The organism is Pseudomonas sp. TWP3-1 (genome assembly GCF_049896625.1).
GTDB lineage: Bacteria > Pseudomonadota > Gammaproteobacteria > Pseudomonadales > Pseudomonadaceae > Aquipseudomonas.
In genome coordinates, this window is record NZ_JAFCUQ010000006.1 from 30,101 (window position 1) to 48,353 (window position 18,253).

The 18,253-nt window shown below is 62.0% G+C and carries 7 protein-coding genes; 2 read left to right on the forward strand and 5 right to left on the reverse strand.

Annotated features, from left to right (window positions below; genetic code table 11):
• The first annotated feature begins 47 nt into the window (after nucleotides 1-47).
• Nucleotides 48-1,583 carry an FAD-dependent monooxygenase gene (locus ACP7BN_RS10370; protein ID WP_426203792.1) on the forward strand — a complete coding sequence of 512 codons (1,536 nt, stop codon included), beginning with the start codon at nucleotides 48-50 and terminating at the stop codon, nucleotides 1,581-1,583.
• Between the two features lie 142 nt (nucleotides 1,584-1,725).
• On the opposite strand, the gene hemB is transcribed toward ACP7BN_RS10370, so the two are convergent.
• Both hemB and ACP7BN_RS10380 read right to left on the reverse strand, forming a co-directional pair.
• Nucleotides 1,726-2,700 carry a porphobilinogen synthase gene (hemB, locus tag ACP7BN_RS10375; protein WP_426203793.1) on the reverse strand — a complete coding sequence of 325 codons (975 nt, stop codon included), beginning with the start codon at nucleotides 2,698-2,700 and terminating at the stop codon, nucleotides 1,726-1,728.
• A 145-nt stretch (nucleotides 2,701-2,845) separates the two neighbouring features.
• Nucleotides 2,846-3,544 carry a glutathione binding-like protein gene (locus ACP7BN_RS10380; protein WP_426203795.1) on the reverse strand — a complete coding sequence of 233 codons (699 nt, stop codon included), beginning with the start codon at nucleotides 3,542-3,544 and terminating at the stop codon, nucleotides 2,846-2,848.
• A 323-nt stretch (nucleotides 3,545-3,867) separates the two neighbouring features.
• Between ACP7BN_RS10380 and ACP7BN_RS10385 the strand changes: the two genes are divergently transcribed.
• On the forward strand, nucleotides 3,868-4,542 hold the full coding sequence (locus tag ACP7BN_RS10385) for a histidine phosphatase family protein (RefSeq protein WP_420650188.1): 675 nt from the start codon (nucleotides 3,868-3,870) through the stop codon (nucleotides 4,540-4,542).
• 118 nt (nucleotides 4,543-4,660) lie between these two features.
• On the opposite strand, the gene mnmH is transcribed toward ACP7BN_RS10385, so the two are convergent.
• From mnmH to ACP7BN_RS10400, 3 genes are all read right to left on the reverse strand, one after another.
• A complete protein-coding gene (mnmH, locus tag ACP7BN_RS10390; protein ID WP_426203796.1) occupies nucleotides 4,661-5,764 on the reverse strand; it encodes a tRNA 2-selenouridine(34) synthase MnmH in 1,104 nt (367 codons plus the stop codon).
• The gene (gene selD, locus ACP7BN_RS10395; RefSeq protein WP_426203797.1) at nucleotides 5,764-6,798 is read right to left on the reverse strand and encodes a selenide, water dikinase SelD; all 1,035 of its coding nucleotides are present in this window, start codon (nucleotides 6,796-6,798) and stop codon (nucleotides 5,764-5,766) included. The genes mnmH and selD overlap by 1 nt, the downstream gene beginning before the upstream one ends.
• A gap of 536 nt (nucleotides 6,799-7,334) precedes the next feature.
• Nucleotides 7,335-17,858, reverse strand: a complete 10,524-nt coding sequence (locus tag ACP7BN_RS10400) for an autotransporter-associated beta strand repeat-containing protein (RefSeq protein ID WP_426203799.1) — start codon at nucleotides 17,856-17,858, stop codon at nucleotides 7,335-7,337.
• Nucleotides 17,859-18,253 lie beyond the last annotated feature (395 nt).

Sequence of the window (18,253 nt, forward strand, 5' to 3'; positions counted from 1 at the left end):
TAAAGCTCCTCCTTTGCACCCTGCCCTGCGCTCGGGAAGTGGCCATCATGAACCGCAGCGACGTACTGATCATCGGCGCAGGCCCGACCGGACTGGTGCTGGCCCTGTGGCTGAGCAAACTGGCGATCCGCGTGCGCATCATCGATAAAACCTCCAGGCCCGGCACCACTTCGCGGGCGTTGGCAGTGCAGGCGCGCACACTGGAGTTGTACCGGCAACTGGATCTGACCGAGACCATCGTGCGCAACGGCCACCGCGTTGCTGCGGCGAATTTCTGGGTTAAAGGCAAAGCCATGGCGCGGTTGCCGCTGGATCGCATCGGCGAAGGTCTGACGCCTTATGCCTTTCTGAAAATCTTCCCGCAGGACCAGCACGAGCAACTGCTGATCGAGCGCCTCGAAGACTACGGCGTGACGGTCGAGCGCAACACTACGCTTGAGAGTTTCGAGGAACACGGCGACGGCCTCACCGCGCATTTGCGCCTGGCCGATGGCGAGCAGGAAATCTGTCAGGCCTGCTATCTCGCCGGTTGCGACGGCGCCCGTTCGATCGTGCGCAAAACGCTGGACACCGGTTTCCCCGGCGGCACTTATCAGCAGATTTTCTACGTCGCCGATGTGCAGGCCAGCGGCCCGGCGCTGAATGGCGAGCTGCATCTGGACTTGGACGAAGCGGACTTTCTCGCAGTGTTCCCGCTGGCCGGTGAAGGCCGCGCCCGCTTGATCGGCACCGTGCGCGATGAACGCGCCGCACGCGCCGAAACCCTCGAGTTCTCGGATGTCAGCAGCCGTGCCATCGAGCATTTGAAAGTGCACATCGACGACGTCAACTGGTTCTCGACTTACCGTGTGCATCACCGGGTGGCCGAGCATTTTCGCAGCGGCCGCGTGTTCTTGCTCGGCGACGCGGCGCACGTGCACAGCCCCGCCGGTGGCCAAGGCATGAACACCGGCATCGGCGATGCGATCAATCTGGCGTGGAAACTTGCGGCAGTGCTCAGCGGCGCTGCCACGCCGACGCTGCTCGACAGCTACGAACCGGAACGCATCGCCTTCGCCCGGCGACTGGTGTCGACCACCGACAAAGTGTTCAGCTTCGTCACCGCCGAGGGGCGTATGGCGGATTTGCTGCGCACGCGATTGGCGCCGTTTCTGATTCCGAAAATGGCCGCGTTCGAGAGCAGCCGCGAGTTTATGTTCCGCACCATTTCCCAGATCACCGTCAACTATCGCGGGATGACCCTGAGCGAAGGCTCGGCCGGCCACGTGCACGGTGGCGACCGTCTGCCGTGGGCGCATGATGGTGAGGGGGATAATTACGAACCGCTGCGCCAGCCGTGCTGGCAGGTGCATGTGTACGGCGACACCAGCGACGAAATGATCGCCTGGTGCAACGAACATCACCTACCGCTGCATGTGTTCGACTGGCGCCCGGCGTTCGAAGCGGCAGGACTGGGGCGCAACGGTTTTTACCTGCTGCGCCCGGATACCTATGTGGCGATCGCCGATAACAGCGCCGATCCGAAAGTGATCGAGCGCTATTTTCGCGATCACGGGATCAGACCTTTCTTCACTTGCCCATAACTCAAAAACAACACGAAACCTGTGGGAGCTGGCTTGCCAGCGATAGCGGTGGTTCAGTCAACGGTGATATCGACTGTCCCGACCCCATCGCTGGCAAGTCGAATCGTCGCACCGCAGCTCCCACAGGGTTTCACGGTGTTGATCAGATCCCGGCCAGCGCCAGATCCATCGCAAAGTAGGTGAAGATCAAATCCGCACCCGCACGTTTGATCGCGCCAAGGCTTTCCCGCACCACGCGATCTTCATCAATCGCTCCGGCCTGCGCGCCGAACTTGATCATCGCGTACTCGCCGCTGACCTGATACGCCGCCAGCGGCAGGTTCGACGCTTCGCGGATGTCGCGGATGATGTCGAGGTAGGCGCCGGCCGGTTTGACCATCAGCGCATCCGCGCCTTCCTGCTCGTCGAGCAAGGATTCACGCAGCGCTTCGCGGCGGTTCATCGGGTTCATCTGATAGCTTTTGCGATCGCCTTTCAGCGCACTGCCACCGGCCTCACGGAACGGGCCGTACAACGCCGAAGCGAATTTGGTCGAATAGGCCATGATCGGAATCTGGGTGAAACCAGCCTCGTCCAGCGCACGGCGAATCGCCCGCACCTGGCCATCCATCGCGGCCGACGGCGCGATCACATCGGCACCGGCACGCGCTGCTGCCACCGCTTGTTTGCCGAGGTTGATCAGGGTCTGGTCGTTGTCGACTTCATGGTTGTGCATCACGCCGCAATGGCCGTGATCGGTGTATTCGCAGAAGCAAGTGTCGGACATCACGATCATTTCCGGCACTGCGTCTTTGATGGTGCGCGACATGCGCGACACCAGACCGTTTTCGCGCCAGGTATCGCTGCCAGTGGCGTCCAGATGATGCGACACGCCGAAGGTCATCACCGACTTGATCCCGGCGCGGGCATAACGCTCGATCTCGCCCGCCAGTTTGCGCTCGGGAATGCGCACCACGCCGGGCATGCTGTTGATCGGCACGAAATCGTCGATTTCTTCCTCGACGAAAATCGGCAGCACCAGATCGTTGAGCGAAAACTCGGTTTCCTGGAACAGGCTGCGCAGGCTCGCATTGCGGCGCAGACGGCGTGGACGTGCTTCGGGGAACTGACTGGACATGGATCTTCCTGAAAAACGGCGGATGAGACGAAAGTCGTAGGGGGCGCAGCTTATGCCTTGCGGGCGCGCAGGTACAAACCTGGATCAATCAATAGTGCATTACTGCCAACGCAATAATCCTCCGCGCCCACGTTTATTGCGCGGGTTATGACGGTATCGTCAATCCACGCATCACCGCCGGGCGCGCGACAAAGCGCTCGAGCACCCGGGTCACGTTCGGGAAATTGCTGATGCCGACCAGGTCACCCGCTTCATAAAAACCGATCAGATTACGCACCCACGGAAAGGTCGCGATGTCGGCAATGGTGTAGCGCTCGCCCATGATCCAGTCGCGACCTTGAAGACGGGTTTCGAGTACGCCGAGCAGGCGTTTGCTTTCCTCGACGTAGCGATCACGCGGACGTTTGTCTTCGTAATCCTTGCCGGCGAACTTATTGAAGAAACCCAACTGACCGAACATCGGGCCGATGCCGCCCATCTGGAACATCAGCCACTGAATGGTTTCGTAGCGGGACGCGCCTTCCTGAGCCAGTAACTGGCCGCTTTTGTCGGCGAGGTAGATCAAAATCGCGCCGGATTCGAACAACGGCAGCGGCTGATCATCCGGCCCGTGCGGATCGAGGATCGCCGGGATTTTGTTGTTCGGGTTCAGCGACAGAAACTCCGGCGACATCTGATCCTGAGTGTCGAAGCCCACGCGGTGCGCCTCGTAGGGCAGGCCGATTTCTTCGAGCATGATCGAGACTTTGACGCCGTTGGGGGTCGGCAATGAGTACAGCTGAATCCAGTCTGGGTACTGCGCCGGCCACTTCTGGGTGATCGGGAACGCGGACAGATCGGTCATGGGAAGCATCCAGTCACAAATTGAGTGCTGATCATAATGTAGGAGCTGCCGCAGGCTGCGATCTTTTGATCTTGACGCCTCGCGGCTGCTTAAAAGATCGCAGCCTGCGGCAGCGCTTACACGAACCGTAACATCCTGTCGCTATCCTGCGTTCAAGACATCCCCGGATGCCGCTAGAGTGCCGCGCACGACCCGGATCGAACCAAATGGGCCGCAGGGCACTCAAAGGATGCGCTTCATGACAAGGAACACACCCGGTGCTGGGAGCCCGTGGTGTCAAGGTTTGTCAGCCTTAACCGAAACTGCTGAAGAACTTCTATTCAATGACGAACTTGATGAAAGTCGCCAAACGCTTCAAACATCGCGCCTACGTGGCCCTGCCCTCCCTGTTGGTGGCCAGTGCGCTGTGTTTGTCGCTCGAGTCCAGCGAAAGCCGCGCGCAAACCGCTGACGGCACGCAAACGCTGGTGTTTCTGCGTCATGCGGAGAAACCGGAAGGTGGTCTGGGCCAGCTCAACTGCCAAGGTCTGAACCGTGCGATCGATCTGTCGACGCTGTTGCCGGAAAAATTCGGCAAGGCCGACTATGTGTTCGCCGCCAATCCAACGCGCAATGTCGAGGAAGGCGAGCTGGACAATTCTTACAGCTATATTCGCCCCCTGATGACCATCAGCCCCGCCGCGATCAAACTCGGGCTGCCGGTGAACATCGAGTTTTCCGCCAACGACACCAGCGACCTCGCTCGTGAATTGACCGACGACAAGTACCACAACGCAACCATCTACACGGCCTGGTCGCACGGCTATCTGCCGGAACTGATCAACAAGGTCGCGGGCAACGCGGTGGGCGGCAAGCAGAAGATCACCGAGGACTGGGAGTCGGGCGACTACGATTCGCTGTATGTGCTGACATTGACCTGGCACAACGGCAAGGCCAGTTTGCAGAGTCACAGCTACAAGCAGGGGCTGGATAACGGCCAGACAACTTGCCCGACCTGATCTTTGTACAGCCTGTTATGGCCTCATCGCTGGCAAGCCAGCTCCCACAGTAGATTTGAGTGTGAGCACGACCCCTGTGGGAGCTGGCTTGCCAGCGATGGGGCCAGCAAAACCGGCATCAATCTCTCTGACTCACCCGCCCCCGCAAATATTCGATAACCGCCCCCCGGTCCCCCGCAAACTCGATCCGTCCGCCTTTCTTCTCCCGCTGAAACGCATACATCGGATCGTAATACTCGCGCAGCAACCCCTCGATCCAGCTGCGATGCAGATCCACCGCCCCGCTACGCCCCTGCTCCGCCAGCGCATCTTCCATCAGAATCAACAACCGCCGATGGCGCTCGCCGCCCAGGCGTTTCTGCACATTGTTCAGGCTCGCCAACAGCCGTTCCGAGAACAGCACAAAGCCTTCTTCGCCATGCACCGCGCTGAACTCGGCAGCCAGATCGACCACGTAATCGCGCAGGATCCGCTCTACCCGATCCGCAAAACTGTCTTCCAGCCAAACCATCGGGTATTGCTGCATGCCCTGATACAGCGGCAACGGCAACGCACAACTGCCGACCACCCGGCTCTCGTCTTCCAGCACAAACTGCTCGATGCCGCTGGCACGTTTCTTCAGGAAGTCGATCGCCAGACGGTTTTCGAAGTCGATGTTAGACGGCTGACCCGTGGCGCGTTTGCCGAAACTGGAGCCTCGGTGATTGGCATGTCCTTCCAGATCCACAGCGTTACGCAATTGCACCAGCGCCTCGGTTTTGCCGGTGCCGGTCATGCCGCCGAGCAACACGAAATCACACTGAGCGACCGCGTCTTGAAGGGTATCGATCAGGAAAGTACGCATGGCTTTGTAGCCGCCGCCGACGCGCGGGTAATCAATGCCGGCCTCGTCGCGCAGCCATTGCTGGGTGATCTGCGAGCGTAAACCACCGCGAAAGCAATACAGCAAACCATCCGGATGCGCCCGGGCAAAATCTGCCCAGGCCTGGATGCGTTCAGCCTTGACCGCGCCGGACACCAGTTGATGGCCCAACTCAATGGCTGCTTGCTGGCCGTGCTGTTTGTAGCAAGTGCCGATCCGCTGGCGTTCGCTGTCGTTCATCAGCGGCAGATTGACCACGCCGGGGAACGCACCTTTGTGAAACTCGATCGGCGCGCGTGCGTCCATCAACGGCCGGTCGTTGAGGAAAATGTCGCGGTAATCCGTGCAGTCGACGGACATTAAATCACCTCGACCGCGTTGCTCTGTCGCTCAACCAGTTCGCCGATTGGCTCAAGTTTCAAACCGAGTTCGGCGGCGACCGCGAGGAATTCGGCATCGCCCTCGGGAGTCACGGCAATCAACAGGCCACCACTGGTTTGCGGGTCGCACAGCACGCGTTTGTGCAGCTCCTGCACGCGGCCGACCTTGCTTGAATAGCTGTCGAAGTTGCGCAAGGTGCCACCGGGCACGCAACCCTGATCGAGGTAGTACTCGATGCTGGCCAAACGCGGCACGCGCTCATAAGTAATGCGCGCGGTGAGCTTGCTGCCATCGGCCATTTCCACCAGATGCCCGAGCAAGCCGAAACCGGTGACGTCGGTCATCGCCGTGACGCCGGCAAGTTTGCCGAAACGGCTGCCGGGTTTGTTCAGCGTACACATCCAGTCGCGGGCTACGCCGATGTCGGACGGACGCAACTTGCCCTTCTTCTCGGCGGTGGTGAGGATGCCGATGCCCAGCGGCTTGGTCAGGTACAGCAGGCAACCGGCGGTGGCGGTGTCGTTGCGCTTCATGTGGCGTTTTTCCACCAGCCCGGTCACCGCCAGCCCGAAAATCGGCTCCGGCGCATCGATCGAGTGCCCGCCGGCCAAGGTAATTCCCGCTTCGTCACACACCGCGCGCCCGCCGCGAATCACTTCGCGCGCCACTTCCGGCGCCAGCACATTCACTGGCCAACCGAGTATGGCAATCGCCATCAACGGATCACCGCCCATGGCGTAGATGTCGCTGATCGCATTGGTCGCGGCGATCCGGCCGAAATCGTACGGATCGTCGACAATCGGCATGAAAAAGTCAGTGGTCGACACCACACCGCGTTCGGCATCGATCTCATACACCGCCGCATCATCACGCGAGGCATTGCCCACCCACAGTTTCGGATCAAGATTCTGCGCCCCGCTGCCAGCCAGAATCACCTCCAGCACCTGCGGCGAAATCTTGCAGCCGCAACCGGCGCCGTGGCTGTACTGGGTCAGACGAATCGGTTCGCTCATGGGGGGGCAGTCTCTGGAGGGGAATGCGGCGGATTTTAGCAGAGCTGTCCAATGCACCTCGCACAAGTATGTTGCTCGAATTAAAACGCCCGAAGCAATGCGACGGGCGTTAATTGTACAAATGTAACCAACAGGAACCTAGCGATGGAAACCTGCTGCTAACTAACCGACTTGATGTCGGTGAGGTAAAAGTTACTGAAAGTCCCATCGCTATGCTTCACCCTTACCATCTCATTATTGTCTCTGTCCTTCGAAAGTCCGGTAAGCGCGTAAGTTCCAGTTTGACCGTTGAGTTGCTTGATGGTAATTGAGGCTCCCTGCTGCATCAAAGCCACTGCGCCTTTTATTTCATCCTGAGTCATTTTCGAATACTCACAATTGATGGAGCTTTATTAGTTCACGCCAGATAACTTGGTAGAAACTGTCAAATCTGACAGGTTTTAAGATCAAAGTGAAATTAGTGATATATCCAAAAAAGGACATTTTTTAGCAAAAAAACCGCCCTTACGGGCGGTCAAGGTCCTTCGCTCCTGTTATCAGAATCCAAGACTGAAGCTGATGGTCATCGCATGGTCATTGCTTTCGTCCGACAGTTGGCCCGAGTAGCCGATGCCGAGTTTGCCGGTCGGGCTGACCTGGAAGTCCACGCCCGCCTCGACCACTGCGCTGTCCTTGGCGATTGGCACACCTTGGGTGCTGAACGCGGCGCCGCCGTCGATGAAGCTCAGGTCGGCATCCGGTTTGGTGTCGCCGAACGCATGCCGCCAGCCGAGCGACGCGCGCGGGGTGAATTGCCCGCCGTTGGCCAGGGTGATGACTTTGCCGGCGCGCACACCGAGGGTGGAGAAGGTGATGTCCTGATCGGCTTCGGCTTTCAGGCGCCCTACGCCGCCCTTCTCCTTGGCTTTGTCGCTGTCGTAGTTGACGTAGGCCAGACCGGCGAACGGTTCCAGCGCGATGCCGGCGGCTTCGACGGTGTAGCCGACTTCGCCGAACACCTGGGCACTACGCGCATCGTAATTGGCCTCCAGACGATCGTTGTAGGCGCCGACGCTGACGTCGCGTTTGGTCTCGATGTCGTGCCAGCTGTAAGCCGCGCCGAGGCGCACCGCCAGTGCATCGAACTGCGAGTTGAGGTACGCCGCCAAGTGGTAGCTTTCGACCGTGGCATCCGAACGACGCTCGTGGGCATCGAGGTCGCTGCGGGTGTAGCCAGCGGCCATGCCCACGCGCCATTGGTCGTCGAGCTGCTTGTCGGTGCCGAGCATGAAGCCGCTCAGGTTGTGATCGAGTTGCGCGCTGTTGCTGTCGCCGTCCGACTCGCCCCATGCACCAAGTGCGCGCGCCCAGCCGACCATTTCGCCGTGGCAGCCGTTGCTGCTCAGCTGATTGTCGCTTGGCGCCAAGGCGCGCCGTGGATCATCCGGCGCGCTGCACGACGGCTGGCGCATCCGGTCATTCACGGCTTCACGCACGTAGCGCGAATCCTCAAGCATCGCACTGGCAGTACTCGCATGAATCTCCCCGGACAGACTGTCGAAGGCATTGCGTGCACCGGCCACGCTCAGGTTGATGATTTCATTCTGCAACGCTGCACCCGCCGCGCCGTTACGCGACAACGCCGACGCGGTATTGCTCTGGTTGCCGGTGGCAGCGACGTCGGCAAATGAGTTGCCGTTGCGACTGACCACCAGGTTCACCGCATTGGCGTCATACGCCAGCGCCGAGTCGAGGAACGCGTACTGCGGCAGATCCGCCGCGCTGAACGTTCCGACCACACCGCCGCCGGCAGTGATCAGCGAGTAGACAGTGTTGCCGGTGAATGGCGCGAGGCTGTTGACTTGCAGACCGCCGCCCAGGGTTGCCGTGCCGCCGACTGCCAATGGCGTGGCGGTTGGTGAGCTGACGGTCAGCGCCAGTACACCGTCGGAGGCATTGGTCAGGTTACCGGCGACACTCAAGGTGCCGGCCTCGGCACCCGAGGTGACCATGCCGTGGTTGACCAGCGAGCCGACGCTGCCGTTACCGCTCAAACCGGCGCCGTTGGCCACAGTGACTTGCCCGCCCAACGAAGCGCGTGCAGAACGGCTGCCGACTTGCAGCACGCCTTGATCGACGGCGACGGTGCCGCTGAACGGCTGATCGCCAGTCAACAGCAAGGTGCCGGTACCGCGTTTGAGCATCGCCCCCAGACCGCGGAGCGAACCGTTGAATTGACCATTGAAGTTCTGCACGAACAACAGCGAAGCATTGTTGAGAATGTTGCCTTGCAGACTGCTGGTATTACCGACCAGCGTACCGCCACTGACCGTGGTGCCACCGCTGTAGGTGTTAGCACCGCTCAGGACCAGGGTGCCGGAGTCGAGTTTTTCAATACCGCCAGTGCCCACCAGCGGTACCGAAATTTCCGTCGCCGCACCCGCGTTGACACGCACCGGAGCGAGACTGCCGTCCGGGCCGTTGATCGGGGTCAGCGTACCGCCAGCACCCGGTACCAGGCTGTAACCATTGGCGAGGAATTGCAGGCCGGTGAAGCTCTGGTTGCCGACCACCGTGACGGTGCCGCCCTGCCCGCCGAACACTGCGAACTGACCGTTCGAACCCAGCGCCTGAGTGCCGGTCGGATCGGTCCAGTTGGTACCCGGCCCCCACACGCCGCTGCCGCCACCGATGCTGCCGTCCGGATTGGTTTTGCCACCGTTCCAGAACTGCACTTCACCCGGAGCATTTTGCACCAGCAAGTTGACCTGGTTGGCAATCGCAGTTTGCAACGACAGGTTGGCCGCCGAGACCGGCAGGCTGCCGTAGACCAGGCCGTTGTCAGTCAGGCTGCCGCCGTAGCTGAACAGTTGATAGACCCCGGTGCCAAAGCCGCCGGCGTTACTGATGTTCAGCGTGCCGTCGAGGGTCAGGTTGCCGGAGACATTGAACAGCGTGGTCGAACTTGCGGCAGAGCCGAGGCTGAAGTCCAGATTGGTGCCCGAAGACAACGCCAGCGAACCGACCGACAACGGCGTGGCCGCGCCGCCACCGAGCAGGGTCGCGCCATCGGCCAGTTGCACCGCACCACCGAGTTGACCACTGCCGCCGAGCTTGGCACCGCTCGCCACATTGACGTTGGCACTGTTGAGCACGCCATTGACGTTGAGCGTGCCGGCCTGCACGTCGGTGTTGCCGGTGAAGCTGTTATTGCCGGTCAGCAGCAACGCGCCTGTGCCGGTTTTGTTCAAGGTGCCGGCGCCGGTGAGGTTGCCGGTGTAGCTGCCGTCGCTGTTTTGCGCGAAGGTCAGCGCCGCGTTGTTGACGATTGCGCCTTGCAGGCTGCTGGTATCGCCCTGCGTGCTGCCGCCGTTTAACGTGGTGCCGCCACTGAAAGTGTTGGCGCCGCTGAGCAGCAGATCGCCAGCGCCGTTTTTCAGCAGACTGCCGTTGCCAGTGATCGCGCCGATCAGCGTGGTGTTCTGGTTACCGGCGAGGGTCAGTTGCGCCCCCAGGTTGATCGCATTCGACAGTTGCAAGGCCGAGGCGCTGTCGAGGGTGCCGTTGCCGAGCACGCTGAGTGCTCCGCTGCTGATTGCGCTGTTATTACCCAAGGTCAACGTGCCACCGTTGAGCTGGGTGCCGCCGCTATAAGTGTTGCTGCCGTTGAGGGTCAGATTGGCGGCGCCGGTCTTGATCAGGCTGCCAGTGCCGCTGACTACACCGCCGAGGGTCAAGGCGTTGGAGCCGGTGACGCTCAAGCCACCATTGAGAACCACAGCGTTGGCCAGGCTGACGGCGGCGTTGCTGTCCAGCGCAGTGCCATCGGCGGCGGTCAATACGCCAGTGCCAAGCGCCGCGTTGTTGCCGACCACGATCTTGCCGCCATTCAGCGCGGTACCGCCGGTGTAGCCGTTGGCGGCGTTCAGCACCAACGTGCCGGTGTCATATTTGCCCAGAGTGCCGGTGCCGTTGAGCGCGACGCCAATGGTCGCGGTGGCGTTCGGATCGACCCGCACCGAGGCGTTGCCCATCGAACCATTGACCAGATTCAACGAACCGGCCGTGCCGTTCTGCAAGCTGTAGCCATCGGTGACGAATTGCATGCCGGTGATGGTTTGCGCACCGTTGACGGTGACCGTGCCCGACGTGCCCTGGAATACCGCGAAGTTGTTGGTCCAGGCTTGATTGGTCGTGCCGTTGACGTCGGTCCAGTTGGTGGTGCCAGCGCCCCATGTACCGCTGCCGCCCTCCACCGAGCCGTTGGCGACGAGTTGATTGCCGTCCCAGAATTGCACGGTGACGCCCGGTGCAGTCACCAGCAGATTGATCTGATTAGCCAGTGCGGTTTGCAGTGTCAGATCGCCCGGGGTGACGCTGCCCGGTACCGTGCCGATCAGCATGCCGTTGTCGGTCAGGCCGCCGGTGTAGTTGAGCAGGCGATACACGCCGCTGCCGAAACCGCCGATATCGCTGACGTTCAGAGTGCCATCGAGGGTCAGGTTGCCGCCGACATTCACCAGTGCGTTACCGCCACCCGAGACCGGTGTGCCGAGGCCGACATCGAAATTCGAGTTACCGTTGAACACCAGCGAATTCACCGACAGAGTGCTGCCGGTGGCGCCCGCCAGATGACCGCCATCGGCCACGTTGACCGCGCCGCTCAAGGTGCCGCTTCCGCCCAGAGTGCCGCCGCTGTTGACCAGCACGTTGGCGCTGGCCAGCGAACCGTTGACCTGCAAGGTGCCGGCATTGACGTTGGTGTCGCCGGTCATATCGCTGATGCCGCTCAGGGTCAGAATACCGCTGCCGATTTTGCTCAAACCGCCGTCACCGCTGAGGATGCCGGCGAAGGTGCTGCTGGCGTTGCCGCCGCCGAGGCTCAGCGTATTGCCGGTACCGATCAGCGCGGTGCCGCTGCCGGTCAGGCTGGCTAGGCTGCCGGATGCGCCGAGGTTGAGCGCCGCACCGCTGGCGAGGCTGACGGTGGCGTTGTTGCCCAGCGCTGTACCGCTCAGGGTAGTGAGGCTGCCGGACAACACATCGAAGGTGCCGCCGAAGGTGTTGTTGCCGCTCAACGTCAGGTCGGCCAGACCGTTTTTAGTCAAGGTCCCTGCCCCGGCAATCACGCCACCGAGGGTCAGGTTGTTGTTGCCGGCCACACTCAGATTGGCATTGACGTTGAGGTTGTTGGCGAGCACCAGCGGCGTGCTGTTGTTGAGGGTCGAACTGCCAGTGACCGTCAGTGCGCCAGTGCCTAACGCCGCTGCGGTGCCGAGGGTCAGCGTACCGGCGTTGAGCGTGGTGCCACCGGTGAAGGTGTTGACGCCGTTGAGCGTCAGGTTCGACGCGCCGCTCTTGATCAACCCGCCCGCCCCACTGACGATACCGGCGAGGGTCAGGTCGCTGCTGCCGGTGTTGCTCAGGTTGGCGTTGAGCACCACGTTATTGCCCAGGCTCAGCCCACTGCTGCTGTCCAGCGATGAAGCGCCGGCCACGGTGAGGTTGCCCAGACCCAGTGCGGAGTTGCTGCCGACGGTCAGGGTGCCGGCATTCAGCGTGGTGCCGCCGAGGAAGTTGTTGTTGCCGCTCAGGGTCAGGCTGGCTGCGCCGTTCTTGGTCAGGCTGCCGGCGCCATTGATCGTGCCGGCAAGCGTCAGATTCGCCGTGCCGCCAATGCCGAGATTGCCCGCCAGATTGACTGCGTTGTTCACCGCCACTGCGGTGTTCGCATCGAGCGTGGTACCGCCCGCCGCGTTCAGAGTGCCGGAACCGAGCGCCGAGTTCGACGCCAGAATCAACCCGCCCGCGTTCAGCGCCACCGGCCCGAGGAAGGCGTTATTGCCGCCGAGGGTCAGGTTGGCTGCGCCGGTTTTGATCAAGCCACCCGTGCCGCCGATCACTCCGTTGAGGGTCAGCGCATTGCTGCCGACCACGGTCAGGTTGCCGTTGAGTGTTGCGGCGTTAGCGAGGGTCACCGCTGCGTTGCTGTCGAGTTGCGTGCCGGCGTTGGCGATCAGCGTAGCGCTGCCCAGCGCGGTGTTGCTGCCAACGACAATCTTGCCGCCATCCAGTTGCGTGCCGCCGCTGTAGCTGTTGGCGCCGTTGAGTACCAGGGTGCCGGTGTCGAGTTTATTGAGAATGCCGCCGCCGTCGATATTGACGCCGATGGTCGCGGTTACGCCCGGATCGACCCGCACCGCCGTCGTCCCGCCAGTGCCGTTGACAGCGGTAAGTTGCCCCGCCGTACCGTTGACCAGGTTGTAGCCATCGGTGAGAAATTGCAGGCCGGTGAACAGCTGCGTGCCGTTGACCGTCACGGTGCCCGCCGTGCCCTGGAACACCGCGAAGTCGCCGGCCCATGGCTGATTGACCAGACCGTTGGCGTCCGTCCAGTTAGTGCCAACCGCGTTCCAGGTGCCGCTGCCGCCATCGACGACGCCGTTGGCAATGGTCTGGCTGCCGTCCCAGTAACGAATGTTGACGTTCGGCGCCGAGACTTGAATGTTGATTTGATTGGCCACGCCGGTCTGCACGATCAAATCGCCAAGGCCATAGCCGACCGGCACACTGGCGACATCCAGACCCAGATCAGTCAGCGCACCGGTGTAGTTGAACAGGCGATACACACCAACACCGAAGCCGCCGGCATCGGTGACGTTGAGATTACCGTTGAGCGTGAGGTTACCGCCGATGTTCATCAGCGATGCGGTCGAGGGTGTGCCCAGCGCCACATCGACATTGCTGCCAGCCGCGAGCGTCAGTGCACCGGCGGACAGTTGGTTACCCGACGACAACGCCAGATGCCCGCCGCTGTTGACGTTGATGGCCCCGAGCGCCGAGCCGGTGCCCGTTAGCGTACCGCCGGTGTTGACGTTGACCTGCGCGCTGCCCAGCGAACCACTGAGATCGACGATGCCGCCGTTGATCGCGGTGTTGCCGGTAATACCGTTGATCCCGGCCAGGTTCAAGGTACCGGTGCCGACCTTGATCAGGCCGCCGCTGCCGCTGAGGTCGCCGTCGAACGTGCTGGTGACGTTGCCACTGCCGACGGTCAGGGTGTTGCTGCCGGTGAGTTGCACACTGCCGCTGCCGGTCAGTGCGCCGAGGCTGGCGTCGCTGCCGAGATTCAGGCCGGCACCAGCGCTGATATTCACACCGGAGGTATTGCCCAGTGCATTGGTGTTGAGGGTGGTGACGCTGCCGGAAACGATATTCAGCGCACCGGTGAAGGTGTTGGTGCCGGCGAGGGTCAGATCTGAAAGACCGTTTTTGGTCAGGCTGCCGGCGCCGTCGATGATGCCGTTCAGGCTCAGGTCGTTGTTGCCTGCAACGGTCAAACCGGCATTGAGCGTGATCGCGTTACCGATGCCGAACGACGCGCTGTTGTCCAGCGTCGCCGCGCCACCGACAGTCAATGCGCCACTGCCCAGACCGTTGGCATTGCCCAGGGTCAGCGTGCCGGCATTCAGGGTGGTGCCGCCGCTGAAGCTGTTGTTGCCGTTGAGGGTCAGGTTGGCCGCGCCGTTCTTGATCAACTGACCGGTGCCACTGGTGACGCCGCCGAGCGTCAGGTTTTGCGTGCCACCGACGGTCAGCGCGGCATTCAGGGCCACGCCGTTGTTCAGCGAGACCAGCGGCGAATTGCTGTCCAGTGTCGCCGCGCCGGCGACGGTCAAGGCGCCACTGCCCAGCGCGGAACTGTTGCCGACGGTCAGAGTGCCGGCGTTCAAAGTGGTGCCGCCGAGGTAGTTGTTGGCGGCGTTGAGAATCAGATTGGCCGCACCGTTTTTCACCAGGCTGCCGGCGCCGCTGACCAGACCGGTCAGGGTCAGATTGGCGCTGCCGCCGATATTCAGTGCACCGGCCAAGGCTACTGCGTTGTTCAGGCTTACCGCGGTGTTGGCGTCCAGCGTGGTGTTGGCTGCTGCGTTCAACGTCCCGGCACCCAGTGCGGTGTTGCTGCCCACGGTCAGTTTGCCGGTGTTCAGTGCAGTGTTACCGAAATAGGTGTTGGCGCCGTTGAGGGTCAGGTCGGCGGCGCCGTTTTTGGTCAGTCCACCGATCCCGGCGACCACGCCACCGAGGGTCAGCGTATTGGTTCCGCCGACGGTCAGGGTGCCGCCGAGGTTGAGGTTATTGGCCAGGGTTGCAGCGGTATTGGCGTCCAGTGTTGTGCCGTTGGCTGCGTTCAGCGCGCCCGTGCCCAGCGCGGTATTGGAACCGACGATCAGCGAGCCGGCGTTCAGCGTGGTGGTACCGGTGTAAGTGTTGGTGCCATTCAGCGTCAGGCTCGACGCGCCGGTCTTGATCAGACCGTTGCCACCACTGATCACGCCGCCGAGGGTCAGCGCGTTGGCGCCGCCGGCGGTGAGGTTGGCGTTAAGGGTGATCGCATTGTTCAGTGTCAGCGCCGAACTGTTGTTGAGGGTGCTCGCCCCGGCAACAGTCAGTGCGCCAGTGCCGAGCGCCGCGCCGTTGCCGACCGTCAGGCTGCCGGCGTTCAGCGTGGTGCCGCCGCTGAAGGTGTTGGCGCCGTTGAGGGTCAGGTTGGCTGCGCCATTTTTGAGCAATTGGCTGGTGCCACTGAGCACACCGCCGAGGGTCAGGCCATTGCTGCCGCCAATGCTCAGCGCATTGTTGAGGATGACGTCGTTGTTCAGCGTCACCGCCGCGCTGCTGTCGAGCGTCGCGGCGCCGCCAACGGTGATGTTGCCACTGCCCAGCGCAGCGTTGGCGCCCGCGGTGATGGTACCCGCGTTCAGCGCGACCGCCCCGAGGAACGTGTTGGCGCCGTTGAGGATCAGGTTGGCCGCGCCATTTTTGGTCAAGCCGCCACTGCCACTGACAATGCCGCCAAGGGTCAGGTTGGCGCTGCCGCCGATGTTCAGGTTGCCGCCGAGACTGACGGCGTTGGTCAGCGCAACTGCGGTGCTGGCGTCCAGCGTTGTGCCTGCGGCGGTGGTCAATGCGCCAGTGCCCAGCGCGGTGTTGGAGCCGACGATCAGCGTCCCGGCATTCAGCGCCGTACCGCCGGAGAAAGTGTTATTGCCGCTGAGGGACAGGTTCGCGGTGCCATTCTTGATCAGGTTACCCGCGCCACTGATCACCCCGCTCAGGCCCAGCGCCTGAGTGCCGCCGATAGCCAGATCCGCCGCTAACGCTACGGCGTTGGCCAAGGTGACTGCTGCAGTCGCATCCAGCGTGGTGCCGGCCGCCGCGTTCAAGGCGCCTGTGCCGAGCGCGGTGTTGCTGCCGACGAACAAGGTGCCGCCATTGAGGGCGGTGGTGCCGCTGTTGGTGTTGCTGCCGGACAGGGTCAGGTCGGCGCTGCCGGATTTTGTAATCGCGCCAGTGCCGGACAGTATGCCGCCCAGGGTCAGAGCATTGCTGCCGAGCACGTTGAGGGTGCCGGTCATCCCGATGTTATTGGCGAGCGTCACGTTTGCGGTGCTGTCGAGACTGGTGCCGGCGGCAGTGGTGAGCCCGCCGCTGCCCAGTGAATTGTTGTTGGTCACCAGCAAGCTGCCGGCGCTCAATGTGGTAGTGCCGGTATAACCCGTATTGACGCCGCTGAGGGTCAGGCTGCCGCTGCCGGTCTTGGTGATGCCGCTGCTGCCCGTGATCAAGCCGCCAAGGGTCAGTGCACCGGCGCCGGTGGCGGTCATCGTGCCGCCAAGGCTGATCGCGTTACTCAGATTGATCGTGCCCGGTGCCGACAGACTGGTGGCGCCGGTGAAGTTGAGCGTGCCGGTGCTCAGCGCGAGGTTGTTGCCCAATTGCACCGTACCGCCATTGAGCGAGGTATCGCCGGTGTAGGTATTGGCCGCGCTGAGGTTCAACTGGCCGGTGCCGGTCTTGGTCAGGCCGCCGCTGCCCGAGATGATGCCGCTGAGGGTTGTAGCGTTGGTGCCTTGCACGGTCAGACCGCTAGCCCCGACCGAGATCAGATTACTCAGGGTTAAACCGGCATTACTGGCCTGCAAAATCCCGCCATTGGATGTCAGCACGCCGCTGCCGAACGTGGCGTTGTTGTTGAATAGCGCAACACCGCCATTGAGCGTGGTCGCGCCGCTGACCAACGGCCCCTGCAAGGTCCAGGTGCCGCTGTTGAGAGTGAGATTGTTGAAGTTGACGTAGCTGGCACTCGACGCCGTACCCGCACCGGTCGTACCGCCGCCGACGCCCAGGGTATTTTGCAGAATCAGGCTGTTGGTGCCACCGGCACCGCCATCGATCGTTCCGGTGGGGGCGAAGGTCAGATTGATGCCGATCAGGCCGCCGAGGCCGACACTGACCTGTATGCCGTCGCCAACGTTGACCGAGGAACCGGTCACTGCCGTAAAAGTGTTGGTGCTCGCCGTGCCCATCGACACACTGCCGGTGATCGAGCCGGCGTTGGTAAAGGTATTGCCCGCCGCCGATGTTTCGAAGGCGACCCGGCCATTGATCACGCCGGTGCTGCTGTTGGTCATGTTGACTTGCGAACCACCGTAGACACCGACCACCGGCGTATCGGCCAGGGTGATCCCGCCGATCGACAGCCCGGTGGAGGTGATGGTGCCGTTGTTGATGATGCTGGTGGTGCCGGCCGCCGCGTTGTTCACGGCAACACCCAGGCCGTCGAGACTGGTCAGGTTGAGGCCGAGCAACATGCCGGTGCCGCGAATGATGCCACTGGCGTTGTTCAGCACGCTGACGGTACTCGTCGCGCCAGTGCCGATGAACGCCCCGCCGCTCAACACCGAGACCAGACCCAGCAGCGCCGGGTCAAGGGTGCCGGAGTTATTCAGGGTGGTGTTGACACCAGTGAGGTTCATCACGCGGCCGCCGAGCGTGGCGTTCATCTGCGCGCCGGCGTTGACGTTGACCGTCAACCCGTTAGTGGCGCTGTTGAAGTTGTTCAGAAACAGCGGCAGGCTCGGCACGCCGGTACAGGTCACCGTCGAGCCAATCGTGGAGCACGTGGCCAGCGCCGGAGTGCTCATCCCGCCGAACAACAGTCCGGCGACGCTCAGGTGCACAGCAAGGGACAGTGGGGAAAAGCGCGAGACGAGGGCAACACCAAACCTTGCTTCCACGGGCAACTCCTTTCGTGGCCAATTTCATCCTTGAAGGCGTGCGACAGCAGGCACATCCGACACGCGAACAAAGCGTATGACGGTCATCAGATAACCGTCTCATTCCAGACACACGCTAGTAGATGCCCCGCGATGGGGCAGGAAAAGATGGTGTTAATACTTTGGTGCTAGAGGTCTCTGGACCGCGGGTTTCGCCCAATGAATACACGCATCTCGACACACACTGAACCTTGTGGGAGCTGGCTCGCCAGCGATAGCGGACCGTCAGAAAAACATTTGCTGGCTGACACACCGCCATCGCTGGCAAGCCAGCTCCCACAGGGAGAAATGTCAGCAGTGAGAAAACTGGTACGGGTTGTGCAAACGTTTGCGCAGCGTCAATACCGCCACTTTCG